Source organism: Mycobacterium sp. TH-M103, from assembly GCF_057473785.1.
In genome coordinates, this window is record NZ_JBYCLG010000272.1 from 1 (window position 1) to 14,166 (window position 14,166).

The window sequence follows — 14,166 nt, forward strand, 5'->3', positions numbered from 1 at the left end:
TGCCGAAGGTGAACCCGCGCACCAGGATGCTGACGATCGCGACCGCCACGATCGCGCCGCTGATGCCGAACCACAGCCGGCGCCTACCCACCACCTCGAACGCCCCGGTGCCGGTGTAGAGCCGCGTGACGAAGCTGCGGCGGGCCGGCCCGGTGAGCTCGACGGCGTCGGTGGACGCCTCGGTCGTTTCGATCTTGTCCCGGGAAGCCATCACGTCACGTCCGTCCCGTCTTCACCTGCGTGGCGGCCCGGCGTTCACGGGCGACCTGCTGAACGGCGCCCAGGCCGTTGTAGGAGGGCTTGGCCAGCGTCGGCGACTTGGAGGCCAGGTACACCAGCGGCCAGGTCACCAGGAACACGACCACCAGGTCGAGGATCGTGGTCAGGCCCAACGTGAACGCGAATCCCTTGACCTGGCCGATCGCCAGGAAGTAGAGCACCGCGGCGGCCAGGAACGTGACGGCATTGCCCGAGACGATCGTCTTGCGGGCCCGCACCCAGCCTCGCGGCACCGCCGACCGGAACGAGCGGCCCTCGCGGATCTCGTCTTTGATCCGCTCGAAGAACACCACGAACGAGTCGGCGGTGGTGCCGATACCGATGATCAGACCCGCGATGCCCGCCAGGTCCAGGGTGTAGTTGATATACCGCCCCAGCAGCACGAGGATCGCGAACACCATTGCGCCGGAGGCGATCAGCGACAACGCCGTCAGCAACCCCAGCACCCGGTAATAGAGCAGCGAGTACAGCAGCACCAGGATCAGGCCGATGCCACCCGCGATCAGGCCCGCCCGCAGCGAGGTCAGCCCCAGGGTGGCCGACACGGTCTGGGCCTCCGACGACTCGAAGGACAGCGGCAGCGACCCGTACTTCAGGACGTTGGCCAGCTGGCGCGCCGTCGAGGCGGTGAACGGAGGGTCGCCACCGGTGATCTGGGTGCGGCCGCCGGGGATGGCCTCCTGGATCATCGGCGCGCTGACCACCTGGGAGTCCAGCGTGAACGCCGTCTGCGTGCCGATGTGGGACGCGGTGAAGTCGGCCCACACGCTGGCCGCCCCGGGCTTGAACTGCAGGTCGACGACATAGCCGATGCCGTGCTGGTTCATGCCCGAGGTGGCGTTGGCGATCTGGTCACCGCTGATGATCGACGGCGCCAGCAGGTAGGCCGTCTTGTGGTCGGTGGAGCAGGTCACCAGCGGAAGGTTGGGGTCGTCGTTGCCGGCGAGGATGTCGTCCTTGTCGCAGCGGGTGGCCTCGAACTGCAGGGCGAGGAACTGGATGCCCTGCTTGGTGCTCTGCCGCCACTTCTTCTCCTCGGCGATGCGCTCGGCGAGGTCTTTGCGCGGGTCCGCCGGCGCGGGCTGCTCCCCCGGCGCGGGCCCTTCGGCGGGGGCACCGGGCGCGGGCGCCGGCGGAGGCGGCGCCGGGCTCGGTGACGGCGGGTCCTGCGGGTAGGGGCGGGGCTGGGCGCCCGGCGCGGGCGGGGCCGGCGGCGGGTTCGGCCCAGGCCGCTCGGGGGCCGGTTGCCCCGACGGCGCGGGGGCCGGCTGGCCCGGGGTTCCGGCCGGCGCGCCGTTGTCGCCCTTGGGCTTGGGCTCACCCTGCTGCGGTGGCTTGGGTTCCACGCTCTGCGCCGGCATCGAGTTGAGCACCGGCCGGATGTACAGCCGTGCGGTCTGCCCCAGGTTGCGGGCCTCGCTGCCGTCCTTCCCCGGGACCGTGATGACCAGGTTGTCGCCGTCGACGACGACCTCGGAGCCGGAGACGCCCAGCCCGTTGACCCGCGCGCTGATGATCTGCTGTGCCTGCGCCAGGGCCTCCCGGCTGGGGGCCGAGCCGTCCGGGGTGCGCGCGGTCAGCGTCACGCGCGTGCCGCCCTGCAGGTCGATGCCGAGCTTGGGGGCAGCCCGCTTGTTGCCGGTCAGGAACACCAGCAGGTAAAGGCCCACGAGCAGGATCAAGAAGACCGACAGGTAGCGGGCAGGGTGCACCGGCGCCGAAGACGATGCCACGTTCCTTGTGTCTCCTCGAGAATCGGTTTGTTAGCCAGGACTTCCTTGCCCGGGACAAAGACTACGTGTCAGCCTCCCGTGCACCGCGCAAGCGGTCCGGGTCGCCGCAACCCTTCCCCGGAAATCCTCCTCAGAAATCCTTGCGCAGCCGGCTCTCATCGGCGGCGTCCCCCGGTTTTCCGGGTGCCGGCAGCCGGTCGGCCTCCTCGGCCTCGTCGATGTCGTCGAGGTCGTCGTCGGTCAGGATTCGGTCGCGGACGGCCAGTTTCATCCACCTGGTCACCACGCCTGGTGCGATCTCGAGGTCGACGGTCTCGTCGGCGATCGCGACGATGGTGGCTTCCATGCCCGAGGTGGTGTGCACCCGGTCACCGGCCCGCAGCGACTCCTGCAGGTCGATGGTCGCCTGCATCGCGCGTTTCTGGCGACGCGACGCAAAGTACATGAACCCGCCCATGATGAGCAGGAAAGGCAGGAACAGAACCAAACTCTCCATCGCGGCGCCCGTCTTTCGTCTCGGTGTGTTGAACCCGGGTCCAGTCTGCCCTTTTCAGTGCGATCAGCCGCACGCAGGCACTCCTGTGGCCACTCCAGGGGGGCGCTCGGCGGCGGCCCCGCCGCGGCCGCGCGACCAGATAGGGTGGTTTTCGTGGCGTGACGGGCGCGCCGCGGTGAGGAGGAGATTGTGGCCGGCCTCGAGCAGACCCGAAAGCTGGTCACCGAGATCCCCGGTCCCGCCTCGCTGGAACTGACCAGACGCCGGACCGCGGCGGTGTCGGGCGGTGTGGGCGTCATCATGCCGGTCTTCGCCGCCCGGGCCGGCGGCGGCATCGTCGAGGACGTCGACGGCAACCGGCTCATCGACTTGGGTTCGGGCATCGCGGTCACCACGATCGGCAACTCCTCGCCGCGCGTGGTGGAGGCGGTGCGGGCGCAGGTGGCGGAGTTCACCCACACCTGTTTCATGGTGACGCCGTACGAGTCGTACGTCGCCGTCGCCGAGGAGCTCAACCGGATCACCCCCGGCTCCGGCGAGAAGCGCTCGGTGCTGTTCAACTCCGGCGCCGAGGCGGTCGAGAACGCCATCAAGGTCGCGCGCTCGCACACCGGCAAGCCCGCCGTGGTGGCGTTTGACCACGCCTACCACGGCCGCACCAACCTGGCGATGGCGCTCACCGCGAAATCCATGCCCTACAAGAGCGGCTTCGGACCGTTCGCACCCGAGATCTACCGGGCACCGCTGTCCTACCCCTACCGGGATGGCCTGACCGACAAGAAACTGGCCACCAACGGCAAGCTGGCCGCCGAGCGGGCGATCACCGTCATGGAGAAGCAGGTCGGCGCCGGGAACCTGGCCGCCGTCATCGTCGAACCGATCCAGGGCGAGGGCGGGTTCATCGTGCCGGCCGAGGGATTTTTGCCCACGCTGCTGGACTGGTGCCGCAAGAACGACGTGGTGTTCATCGCCGACGAGGTGCAGACGGGGTTCGCCCGCACCGGCGCGATGTTCGCCTGCGAGCACGAGGGCATCGAGCCCGACCTGATCTGCACCGCCAAGGGGATCGCCGACGGCCTGCCGCTGTCGGCGGTGACCGGCCGCGCCACGCTCATGGACGCCCCCCACGCCAGCGGTTTGGGCGGCACCTTCGGCGGAAACCCCGTGACGTGTGCGGCCGCCCTGGCCACCATCGAGACCATCGAGCAGGACAACCTAGTTGAGCGGGCCCGCCGGCTGGAACACCTGATGTTCGACCGGCTGGCGCGGCTGCAGGCCGACGACGACCGGATCGGCGACGTCCGCGGCCGCGGCGCCATGATCGCCGTGGAGTTTGTGAAGTCGGGGACCGCCGACCCCGACCCCGAGTTGACCCACAAGCTGGCGACCACGGCCCACGCGTCCGGGATCATCGTGCTGACCTGCGGCACGTTCGGCAACGTCATCCGACTGCTGCCCCCGCTGACCATCAGCGACGAGTTGCTCGGCGAGGGGCTAGACGTACTCGGCGAAATCCTGGCCGGCCTCTCGAGCTAGACCCGGGGGCGCAGCACATCGTTGTCGTGGGCAAGCTCACAATCTCGCCCCGAATCCGCTCCTAGAGGAATATAGTTACCTTAGCTAAGGTTATATCCGTCGTCGCGCGACAGCGCAAATTAGCTTCATTAATTCTCCAAACCGCAAAAGGATTTGTTATGCCGACTACGACTCACGAAGAGTGGCTTGCTCGCCGCGTCGAGAACCTGACCGCAACCGACCCCCAGTTCGCCGCCGCGCGGCCGGACCCGGCCGTCGCCGAGGCCCTGGATCAGCCCGGGCTGCAGCTGCCGCAGATCATCCGGACGGTCCTGGACGGGTACGCCGACCGGCCGGCCCTGGGACAGCGCGTCGTGGAGTTCGTCGAGCACCCCAAGACCGGACGCACGGTGCTCGAGCTGCTGCCCCGCTACGAGACCCTCACCTACGGTGAGCTGGGCGAGCGGGCCGACGCGCTGGCGCGCGCCCTGGCCGGCGACCCCGTGCATCCCGGCGACCGGGTGGCCGTCCTGGGCTTCAACAGCGTCGACTTCACCACCATCGACGTGGCGCTGGGCCTGATCGGCGCGGTGTCGGTGCCGCTGCAGACCGGCGCGGCGATCACCCAGCTGCAGCCGATCGCGACCGAGACCACGCCCACCGCGATCGCGGCGAGCGTGAAACAACTGCCGGTGGCCGTCGAGCTGATCCTCAGCAGCCGCGAAACCGGGACCGCGCCTGCCAAGCTCCTGGTGTTCGACTACCACCCACAGGTCGACGACGAGCGCGAGGCCGTGGAGACGGCGCGCGGCCGCCTGCAGGGCACCCCGGTGAACGTGGAGACGCTGGCGGAGGCCCTCGAGCGCGGCAAGGGTCTGCCGGCCGCGCCGGCCGCGCAGCCGACCGACGACGACCCGCTGGCCCTGCTGATCTACACCTCCGGCAGCACCGGCGCCCCCAAGGGGGCGATGTACCCGCAGAGCAACGTCGGCAAGATGTGGTGCCGTTCGAGCCGCAACTGGTTCGGACCGAGCGCCGCGTCGATCACGCTGAACTTCATGCCGATGAGCCACGTCATGGGCCGCGGCATCCTCTACGGCACGCTGGGCAACGGCGGCACGGCCTACTTCGCCGCCCGCAGTGACCTGTCCACGCTGCTGGAAGACCTCGCCCTGGTGCGGCCCACCGAGCTGAACTTCGTGCCGCGCATCTGGGAAACCCTGTTCGGCGAATTCCAGCGGCAGGTGAACATCCGGCTCGCCGAGGCGGGCGACACCGCCGACCGCGCCGCGATCGAGGCCGAGGTGCTCGACGAGCAGCGCCGGTACCTGCTGGGCGCACGGTTCATCTTCGCGATGACCGGCTCGGCGCCGACGTCACCCGAGCTGCGGGCCTGGGTGGAGTCGCTGCTCGAGATGCACCTGATGGACGGCTACGGCTCCACCGAGGCCGGCATGGTGCTGTTCGACGGCGAGGTGCAGCGCCCGCCCGTCCTCGACTACAAGCTGATCGACGTCCCCGAGCTGGGCTACTTCGGCACCGACCGGCCGCACCCGCGCGGCGAGCTGCTGCTCAAGACCCTCAACATGTTCCCCGGCTACTACAAGCGACCCGAGATCACCGCCGGGGTGTTCGGCGACGACGGCTACTACCGCACCGGGGACGTGTTCGCCGAGGTCGGCCCCGACCGGCTGGTGTACGTCGACCGCCGCAACAACGTCCTCAAGCTGGCGCAGGGCGAGTTCGTCACACTGGCCAAGCTGGAGGCCGTCTTCGGCAACAGCCCGCTGATCCGGCAGATCTACGTCTACGGCAACAGCGCCCAGCCCTACCTGCTGGCGGTGGTGGTGCCCACCGAGGACGCCCTGGCGCGCGTCGACGACCCCGCCGCGCTCAAGCCGCAGATCGCCGACTCGCTGCACAAGGTCGCCCGCGAGACCGGCCTGCAGCCTTACGAGGTGCCGCGCGCCTTCATCGTCGAGACCACGCCGTTCACGGTGGAGAACGGCCTGCTCACGGGCATCCGGAAGCTGGCCTGGCCCAAGCTCAAGGCGCACTACGGCGAGCGGCTCGAGCGGCTCTACGCCGAGCTGGCCGAGGGGCAGGCCAACGAACTGGTCGAGCTGCGCCGCAACGCCGCCGACGCGCCGGTGCTGCAGACGGTCAGCCGGGCCGCGGCCGCCCTGCTGGGTGCGGCTTCCCCTAGTGGGCAAACAGACCTGCCCCATGACGTCCACTTCACCGAGCTAGGCGGGGACTCGTTGTCGGCGTTGACGTTCGGCAACCTGCTGCACGAGATCTTCGACATCGATGTGCCGGTGGGGGTCATCGTCAGCCCGGCCAACGACTTGGCGGCCATCGCCGACTACATCGAGGCCGAGCGGCGGGGCAGCAAGCGGCCCACGTTCGCCACCGTGCACGGCCGCGACGCGAAGACGGTGCGGGCGGCCGACCTGACGCTGGACAAGTTCCTCGACGAGGCGACGCTGGCCGCCGCACCGAGCCTGCCCGGGCCCACCGCCGAGGTGCGCACGGTGCTGCTGACCGGAACGACGGGCTTTTTGGGCCGCTACCTGGCGCTGGAGTGGCTGGAACGCATGGACCTCGTCGACGGCAAGGTCATCGCGCTGGTGCGGGCGAAGTCGGACGACGACGCGCGCGCCCGGCTCGACAAGACCTTCGGCGTCGGCTCTCCAGGAGGGGATCCCGAGCTGCTCGCCCACTACCAGGAACTGGCCGCGGACCACCTCGAGGTCATCGCCGGCGACAAGGGCGAGGCCAACCTTGGGCTCGACCAGCAGACGTGGCAGCGGCTGGCCGACACGGTCGACTTGATCGTCGACCCGGCGGCGCTGGTCAACCACGTGCTGCCCTACAGCGAGCTGTTCGGTCCCAACGCGCTGGGCACCGCCGAGCTGATCCGGATCGCGTTGACCACCAAGCTGAAGCCCTACACCTACGTGTCGACGATCGGCGTGGGCGACCAGATCGAGCTCGGCAAGTTCGTCGAGGACGCCGACATCCGGCAGGTCAGCGCGACGCGGGCGATCAACGAGAACTACGCCAACGGCTACGGCAACAGCAAGTGGGCCGGCGAGGTGCTGCTGCGTGAGGCGCACGACCTGTGCGGCCTGCCGGCCGCGGTGTTCCGGTGCGACATGATCCTGGCCGACACCACCTATGCGGGCCAGCTCAACCTGCCGGACATGTTCACCCGGCTGATGCTGAGCGTGGTCGCCACCGGGATCGCGCCCGGATCGTTCTACGAGCTGGACGCCGAGGGCAACCGGCAGCGCGCGCACTACGACGGCCTGCCCGTCGAGTTCATCGCCGCGGCCATCTCGACGCTGGGCGCGCAGGCCCTGACCAACGGGGACGCCTTCCAGACGTATCACGTGATGAACCCGTACGACGACGGCATCGGGCTCGACGAGTACGTCGACTGGCTGATCGAGGCGGGATACCGGATCCACCGGGTCGGGGACTACGCGGAGTGGTTGCAGCGCTTCGAGACCGCGCTGCGGGGCCTGCCGGAGAAGCAGCGCCAGTACTCGCTGCTGCCGCTGCTGCACAACTACGGCAAGCCCGAGAAGCCGCTGCGCGGATCGCTGGCACCGACCGACCGCTTCCGCGCCGCGGTGCAGGAGGCCAAGATCGGCCCGGACAAGGACATCCCCCACGTCTCGGCGCCGGTCATCGTCAAGTACGCCACCGACCTGCAGTTGCTCGGACTGCTGTAACGACGGCACAGCGAAAGCGCCCGGCCCCCGGAAGGGCCGGGCGCTTTCGCTATCGGGTCAGGCGCCGGTGCCCGCGCGCTGGCGGCGCCAGCCCCGCGCGGATTTGCGATCGCCTTCGTGGCGCGCCCTGGTCGTAGCATCCGGTGAGACCTCCTCGGCCGCTGGCTGCGCGTAGGGGGCCGCGTACGGCTCGTAGGCCGGCATCGGCGCTTCGGGTTGCGCCGCCGCGGCCGCCGCCACGGGTGGCACGTCGCGGGCCAGTCGGACCGTCGTCAGCGCCAGGACGACCGCGCCGACGAAGACGATCAGCGCGCCCAGCCCGGAGAAGTAGGAGATCTCGAGGACGGCCCGCTTGCGGTCGGTGGCCGCAACCGGATCGCCGGGGGACCCGATCCGCAGGATCGGGGCGACCTCCTCGCCGAGGATGAACCAGGCGCCGGCCAGCACCGCCAGCCAGCCGCCCAGCATCGCGCTCAGCCGGTTGCCGGAGAACGTCACCAGCAGGCCGCCCACGACGGCGGTGGCGCCCGGCAGTACTTCCAACCAGCCCCGGGCCGAGGTCCAGGCCCACACCTGGTCGGGGGTGTAGGCGAAATCGAAGTGGGGGCCGACGAACGGGATCAATGCGCCCCACGCACCCAGGCAGATCAGCAGCAATCCGCTGACCGCGCCGCGCGAGCGCGGCATGCGCAGCCCGCCCGAGTGGTCCAGCTCTGCGTTCTTCATGACATCTCCTCGATAGACACGGGCTGAACGGGTATCTACGGGTACCCGAACCGTGTCCGGATGTAACCGGCGTCTCAGTCGAACAGGCCGGGCTGGCCGAGCCCGGCAGCCCCCGCCGGCGGCGTCATGCCCAGGTGCGTCCAGGCCAGCGCGGTGGCCACCCGGCCGCGCGGGGTGCGCGCGACCATGCCGGCGCGCACCAGGAACGGCTCGCACACCTCCTCGACGGTGGCGGCCTCCTCCCCGACCGCCACCGCCAGCGTCGACACCCCGACCGGGCCGCCGCCGAAGTTGCGGGTCAGCGCCGACAGCACCGCCCGGTCCAGCCGATCCAGGCCCAGCTCGTCGACGTCGTAGACCGCCAGGGCGGATTTGGCGACGTCGCGGGTGATGACGCCGTCGGCGCGCACCTCGGCGAAGTCACGGACCCGGCGCAGCAGCCGGTTGGCGATCCGCGGCGTGCCGCGCGAGCGCCGCGCGATCTCCGCGCCGGCCTCCGCGCCCAGCTCGATGCCCAGGATCCCGGCCGAGCGGCTCAGCACTCGCTCCAGCTCGGCCGGCTCGTAGAAGTCCATGTGCGCGGTGAACCCGAATCGGTCGCGCAGCGGGCCGGTCAGCGCGCCGGACCGGGTGGTCGCACCGACCAGTGTGAACGGCGCCACCTCCAGCGGGATCGACGTCGCCCCCGGGCCTTTCCCGACGACGACGTCGACCCGGAAGTCCTCCATCGCCAGATACAGCATCTCCTCGGCCGGCCGGGCGATGCGGTGGATCTCGTCGATGAACAGCACGTCGTGCTCGACGAGGTTGGACAGCATGGCGGCCAGGTCGCCGGCGCGTTCCAGGGCGGGCCCGGACGTCACCCGCAGCGACGACCCCAGCTCGGCGGCGATGATCATGGCCAGCGACGTCTTGCCCAGCCCGGGCGGGCCCGACAGCAGGATGTGGTCGGGGGTGCCGCCGCGGTTCTTGGCGCCCTCGATGACCAGCTGCAGCTGTTCACGCACCCGCGGCTGGCCGATGAACTCCCGCAGGGAGCGGGGCCGCAGGCTGACGTCGACGTCGCCCTCGCCGACGGTCAGCGACGGGGACAGCTCGCGATCGGCGTAATCGTCTTCGGTCACCGCGACTTCCCGAGCAGCGAGAGCGCGGCCCGCAGGGCGCTGGACGTCGTCGCGTCCGCGTCCCCGGCCAGCACCTTGTCGGTGGCCTCCTCGGCCTGTTTGGCGGCGAAGCCCAGGCCGACCAGGGCCTCCACGACGGGACCGCGCACCGCGTGCCCGTTGGGGGCGGCGCCGGCCGCCGTGCCCGCGGCGCCGGCACCGACCTTGTCGCGCAGCTCGAGCACCATGCGCTCGGCACCGCGTTTGCCGATGCCCGGCACCCGGGTCAGGGCGCTGACGTCGCCGTCGCGCAACACCTGGCGCAGCGCGGGCGCGTCGTAGACCGCGAGGGTAGCCAGGGCAATCTTCGGCCCGACGCCGGAGACCCCCAGCAGCGTCAGGAACAGGTCGCGGGCGTCGGCGTCGGCGAACCCGTACAACGTCATCGAGTCCTCGCGCACGATCATCGCGGTGACCAGCCGGGCCTCCGCGCCGCGGCGCAGCGACGCCAGCGTGGACGGGGTGGCCATCAGCTTGTATCCCACACCGGCGGCCTCGATGACGACGTGGTCGAGCGCCACGTCGAGCACCTCTCCGCGGACCGAGGCGATCACCGCGCCGCCTCGATCTTCGCGGCGAACGTGCGGCGCTGCTGGGCGGCCTTCTCCTCCGCGGCGGCCATCCGGGCGATCATCGGCGCCCGCCAGCAGTGGCAGATCGCCAGGGCCAGCGCGTCGGCGGCGTCGGCGGGCGTCGGTTTGGCCTGCAGCGCAAGGATTCTGGTGACCATCGCGGTGACCTGCGCCTTGTCGGCGGACCCGTTTCCGGTGACCGCGGCCTTGACCTCGCTGGGCGTGTGGAAGTGAACGTCGATGCCGCGTTTGGCGGCCGCCAGCGCGACGACACCGCCGGCCTGCGCGGTGCCCATCACTGTGGAGACGTTGTGCTGAGAGAACACCCGCTCGATGGCTACCACGTCGGGGAGGTGGGTGTCCAGCCAGTGCTCGACGGAGTCGCTGATGGCCAGCAACCGTTCGGGCACGGGCGTCTGCGCTGGGGTGCGCACCACGTCGACGTCCAGCGCGACAACCCGGCGGCCGCGGCCGCTCTCGACGACCGACAGCCCGCATCGGGTCAGCCCGGGGTCCACGCCCATCACCCGCATTGCCCGCTCCCGCCTGTAGAACAGCTGTTCGATACCCTAGCGGGCGGCGCCGACACCGGCGGGCAGGACACGCGGCGCCGGCCCCGGTTCTCCTCGAATGTCATCGTGGCGAGATACTGCTACGTTGAAGCGGCGCGTTTGCTCTCTCCGACGCGATGCCGCAGTTCGGCCCGCGGCAACTCGGCCCCGGCGCGATCGTCAGCCACGGCGGCGTCGACTACGTGGTCCGCGGGTCGGTGGCGTTCCGCGAGGATCCGTTCGTCTGGTGGGAGCATTTGCTGGAAGGTGGCGACCAGCCGAGATCGTGCTGAGCCTTGAGGAACTTGACGACTTCATTGGGCGGTTCGACCAGCATGTCGGGCAGGCCGACTAACTACCCCCCACCAGCAACGCCAAACGCGGGTCAGTCCTCGATCTGGGCCAGGACCTCGTCGGAGATGTCGGCGTTGGTCCAGACGTCCTGCACGTCGTCGCTGTCCTCGAGCGCGTCGACGAGTTTCATCACCTTGCGGGCGCCCTCGGCGTCCAGCGGCACGGTCACCGACGGCTGGAAGCCCGCGTCGGCGGAGTCATAGTCGATGCCGGCGTCCTGCAGCGCGGTCCGCACGGCGACCAGGTCGGTCGGCTCGGTGAGGATCTCGAAGCTGTCGCCGAGGTCGGTGACGTCCTCGGCGCCCGCCTCGAGCACGGCCGCCAGCACGTCGTCCTCGGTCAGGCCGTTCTTCTCCAGGGTGATCACGCCCTTGCGGGCGAACAGGTAGGCCACCGACCCGGGGTCGGCCATGGTGCCGCCGTTGCGCGTCATCGCCACCCGCACCTCGCTGGCGGCGCGGTTGCGGTTGTCGGTGAGGCACTCGATCAGCACCGCCACCCCGTTGGGGGCGTAGCCCTCGTAGGTGATGGTTTGCCAGTCGGCGCCCCCGGCCTCCTCGCCGGCTCCCCGCTTGCGGGCGCGCTCGATGTTGTCGTTGGGCACCGAGGTCTTCTTGGCCTTCTGAATCGCGTCGTAGAGCGTCGGGTTGCCCGCCGGGTCGCCACCGCCGGTACGGGCGGCGACCTCGATGTTCTTGATCAGGCGGGCGAACTCCTTGCCGCGGCGCGCATCTTTGACGGCCTTCTGGTGCTTGGTGGTGGCCCACTTGGAATGGCCGCTCATCGCTGTCCTCTACCTCTTCTGTCTTCTTCGAAGTTCGCCCAACGAGTCTACGTGGGCGGTCGGGGCCGATCGCGCGGCCACTCCCCCGACGCCTCAATGAACCCACCGGTCACAGAAAGGAAGGCCGGCGCCGGTTCGCAAAAGCGATATCGCATGCGCTATCGGTTTTCGGATCGCGGTGGCCACCGTCTCGCGGTGCCGATGTCACTGGTGTGACGCCGTGGGGCTCAGGCGACGCCGTTGACGATGTCGACGAACAGCCGGTGGATGCGGCGGTCGCCCGTCATCTCCGGATGGAACGCCGTCGCCAGCACCGGGCCCTGGCGCACCGCGACGGGATGTCCCGCCGCGCGCGCCAGTACCTGCACGCCGTCGCCGGTGCGCTCCACCCAGGGCGCGCGGATGAACACCGCCCGCACCGGATCGTCCAGGCCCGCGAACCCGATGTCGCCCTCGACCGAGTCGACCTGGCGCCCGAAGGCGTTGCGCCGCACCGTCATGTCGATCCCGCGCAACGGCAGCGCCGCCCGCCCGCCGACACCCGCGTCGAGGATCTCGCTGGCCAGCAGGATCATGCCCGCACACGCGCCGTAGGCCGGCAACCCGCCGGCCAGCCGCGCCCGCAGCGGCTCGAGCAGGTCCAGTTCGCGCAGCAGGTGGCTCATGGTGGTGGACTCCCCACCCGGGATGACCAGCCCGCTCACCGCCTCGAGTTCGCCGCGACGGCGCACCGGAATAGCGTCGGCGCCGGCCTCGCGCAGCGCGGCCAGATGCTCGCGGGTGTCGCCCTGCAGTGCCAGCACCCCGATCCGCGGTCGACTCACGGGTGGTAGCCGCGGGGGAATCGGGTCAGGCCCTCCTGCATGACCGCGGCCACCATCTCGCCGCGCTGGTTGAAGATCTTGCCCTGGCACAGCGAGCGGCCGCCGCACGCCGACGGGGACGACTGGTCGTAGAGGAGCCACTCGTCGGCACGGAACACCCGCATGAACCACATCGCGTGGTCGAGCGAGGCCACCTGCAGGTGCTCGCGCTCGTCGAGATGGGTGACCTGAGCCGAGCCCAGCAGTGTCAGGTCGCTCATGTAGGCCAGCGCGCAGATGTGCAGCACCGGGTCGTCGGGCAGCGGGTCGCGGTGGCGGAACCACACCTGCTGCTGGGAGGCCTTGCCGGGCAAGCGCTTCAGGCGGTCCTGAGGCACGATGCGGATGTCCCACTCGTCGAACTGGCGGAAACCGGCATCGTCGAAGACCCGCATCGAGCTGAGCCCCGGCAGGTCGTCGTCCGGTGCGGGCGCCTCCGGCATGACGTCCTGGTGGTTGATGCCGTCCTGGTCAGTCTGGAACGACGCCGACATCGAGAAGATGGTCTCGCCGTGCTGGACGGCGTTGACGCGGCGGGTGCAGAACGAGCCGCCGTCGCGTAGCCGCTCGACGATGAACACCGTGGGCGCCGTGGCGTCACCGGGATGGATGAAGTAGCCGTGCAGCGAGTGCACCAGGTGACCGGGTTCGACGGTGCGCACCGCCGACACCAGCGACTGGCCGGCCACATGACCGCCGAACGTCCGTTGGAAATACCCGGAGTCGGGGCTGAACACGCCACCGCGATAGATGTTGACCTCGAGCTGCTCGAGATCGAGAATCTGCTCGATCGACACGGAGAAGTTCTTACCAGCCGCGCTGCGCCAGCCGCTCCGGTGCCGCGATCTGCTCCACGTTGATGCCGACCATCGGCTCGCCCAGGCCGCGCGACACCTTGGCCAACACGTCGGGGTCGTCGTAAAACGCCGTGGCCTTGACGATCGCGGCGGCCCGCTGCGCGGGGTCGCCCGATTTGAAGATGCCCGAGCCCACGAACACGCCCTCGGCGCCGAGCTGCATCATCATCGCCGCGTCGGCCGGCGTGGCGATGCCGCCGGCGGTGAACAGCGTGACCGGCAGTTTGCCGGCCCGCGCCACCTCGACCACCAGGTCGTAGGGCGCCTGCAATTCCTTTGCCGCGACATATAATTCGTCCTCGGACAGCGACGTCAGCCGGCGGATCTCGCCGCTGATCGCGCGCATGTGCGTCGTTGCGTTGGACACGTCGCCGGTGCCGGCCTCGCCCTTGGACCGGATCATCGCCGCGCCCTCGCCGATGCGCCGCAGCGCCTCACCGAGGTTGGTCGCCCCGCACACGAACGGCACGGTGAACTTCCACTTGTCGATGTGGTGGGTGTAGTCGGCGGGGGTCAGCACCTCGGACTCGTCG

12 protein-coding genes and 2 pseudogenes are annotated in these 14,166 nt (G+C 70.1%); 3 read left to right on the forward strand and 11 right to left on the reverse strand.

The window, feature by feature from the left end; genetic code table 11:
* From AC2VOR_RS15315 to yajC, 3 genes and pseudogenes are all read right to left on the reverse strand, one after another.
* Positions 1 to 211: pseudogene (locus AC2VOR_RS15315) on the reverse strand (protein translocase subunit SecF); the annotation flags it as partial.
* A gap of 4 nt (positions 212 to 215) precedes the next feature.
* Positions 216 to 2,012: a protein translocase subunit SecD gene (gene secD / locus AC2VOR_RS15320; RefSeq protein ID WP_486964060.1), complete on the reverse strand. Its 1,797-nt coding sequence runs from the start codon at positions 2,010 to 2,012 to the stop codon at positions 216 to 218.
* A 130-nt stretch (positions 2,013 to 2,142) separates the two neighbouring features.
* Positions 2,143 to 2,508: a preprotein translocase subunit YajC gene (gene yajC, locus AC2VOR_RS15325; RefSeq protein ID WP_486964061.1), complete on the reverse strand. Its 366-nt coding sequence runs from the start codon at positions 2,506 to 2,508 to the stop codon at positions 2,143 to 2,145.
* A 189-nt stretch (positions 2,509 to 2,697) separates the two neighbouring features.
* On the opposite strand from yajC, the gene gabT reads away from it, so the two are divergent.
* Positions 2,698 to 4,044: a 4-aminobutyrate--2-oxoglutarate transaminase gene (gene gabT / locus AC2VOR_RS15330; protein ID WP_369739266.1), complete on the forward strand. Its 1,347-nt coding sequence runs from the start codon at positions 2,698 to 2,700 to the stop codon at positions 4,042 to 4,044.
* 158 nt (positions 4,045 to 4,202) lie between these two features.
* On the forward strand, positions 4,203 to 7,763 hold the full coding sequence (car, locus tag AC2VOR_RS15335) for a carboxylic acid reductase (RefSeq protein ID WP_369739267.1): 3,561 nt from the start codon (positions 4,203 to 4,205) through the stop codon (positions 7,761 to 7,763).
* A gap of 57 nt (positions 7,764 to 7,820) precedes the next feature.
* Here car and AC2VOR_RS15340 read toward each other — a convergent pair whose 3' ends face one another.
* The 4 genes from AC2VOR_RS15340 to ruvC all read right to left on the reverse strand — a co-directional run bounded on the left by AC2VOR_RS15340 (position 7,821) and on the right by ruvC (position 10,757).
* The gene (locus AC2VOR_RS15340; protein WP_369739268.1) at positions 7,821 to 8,489 is read right to left on the reverse strand and encodes a hypothetical protein; all 669 of its coding nucleotides are present in this window, start codon (positions 8,487 to 8,489) and stop codon (positions 7,821 to 7,823) included.
* 74 nt (positions 8,490 to 8,563) lie between these two features.
* The gene (gene ruvB, locus AC2VOR_RS15345; RefSeq protein ID WP_369739269.1) at positions 8,564 to 9,613 is read right to left on the reverse strand and encodes a Holliday junction branch migration DNA helicase RuvB; all 1,050 of its coding nucleotides are present in this window, start codon (positions 9,611 to 9,613) and stop codon (positions 8,564 to 8,566) included.
* Complete coding sequence (gene ruvA, locus AC2VOR_RS15350) at positions 9,610 to 10,206, reverse strand: Holliday junction branch migration protein RuvA (protein ID WP_369739270.1); 597 nt, start codon at positions 10,204 to 10,206, stop codon at positions 9,610 to 9,612. Before ruvA ends, ruvB begins: the two co-directional genes overlap by 4 nt.
* Positions 10,203 to 10,757 (reverse strand): crossover junction endodeoxyribonuclease RuvC, encoded by a 555-nt coding sequence (ruvC, locus tag AC2VOR_RS15355; protein ID WP_486964062.1) that lies wholly within the window; start codon positions 10,755 to 10,757, stop codon positions 10,203 to 10,205. The genes ruvA and ruvC overlap by 4 nt, the downstream gene beginning before the upstream one ends.
* A gap of 149 nt (positions 10,758 to 10,906) precedes the next feature.
* On the opposite strand from ruvC, the pseudogene AC2VOR_RS15360 reads away from it, so the two are divergent.
* A pseudogene (locus AC2VOR_RS15360) lies at positions 10,907 to 11,056 on the forward strand (DUF4178 domain-containing protein); the annotation flags it as partial.
* Between the two features lie 104 nt (positions 11,057 to 11,160).
* Here AC2VOR_RS15360 and AC2VOR_RS15365 read toward each other — a convergent pair.
* The 4 genes from AC2VOR_RS15365 to AC2VOR_RS15380 all read right to left on the reverse strand — a co-directional run.
* Positions 11,161 to 11,913 (reverse strand): YebC/PmpR family DNA-binding transcriptional regulator, encoded by a 753-nt coding sequence (locus AC2VOR_RS15365; RefSeq protein ID WP_369739272.1) that lies wholly within the window; start codon positions 11,911 to 11,913, stop codon positions 11,161 to 11,163.
* Between the two features lie 227 nt (positions 11,914 to 12,140).
* Positions 12,141 to 12,737: a pyridoxal 5'-phosphate synthase glutaminase subunit PdxT gene (gene pdxT, locus AC2VOR_RS15370; RefSeq protein WP_486964063.1), complete on the reverse strand. Its 597-nt coding sequence runs from the start codon at positions 12,735 to 12,737 to the stop codon at positions 12,141 to 12,143.
* Entirely contained in the window at positions 12,734 to 13,573 is an 840-nt protein-coding gene (gene tesB / locus AC2VOR_RS15375) for an acyl-CoA thioesterase II (RefSeq protein ID WP_486964064.1), read from the reverse strand. Before tesB ends, pdxT begins: the two co-directional genes overlap by 4 nt.
* A 10-nt stretch (positions 13,574 to 13,583) precedes the next feature.
* The coding region (locus AC2VOR_RS15380) for a beta/alpha barrel domain-containing protein (RefSeq protein ID WP_486964065.1) at positions 13,584 to 14,166 on the reverse strand (583 nt) is incomplete at its 5' end.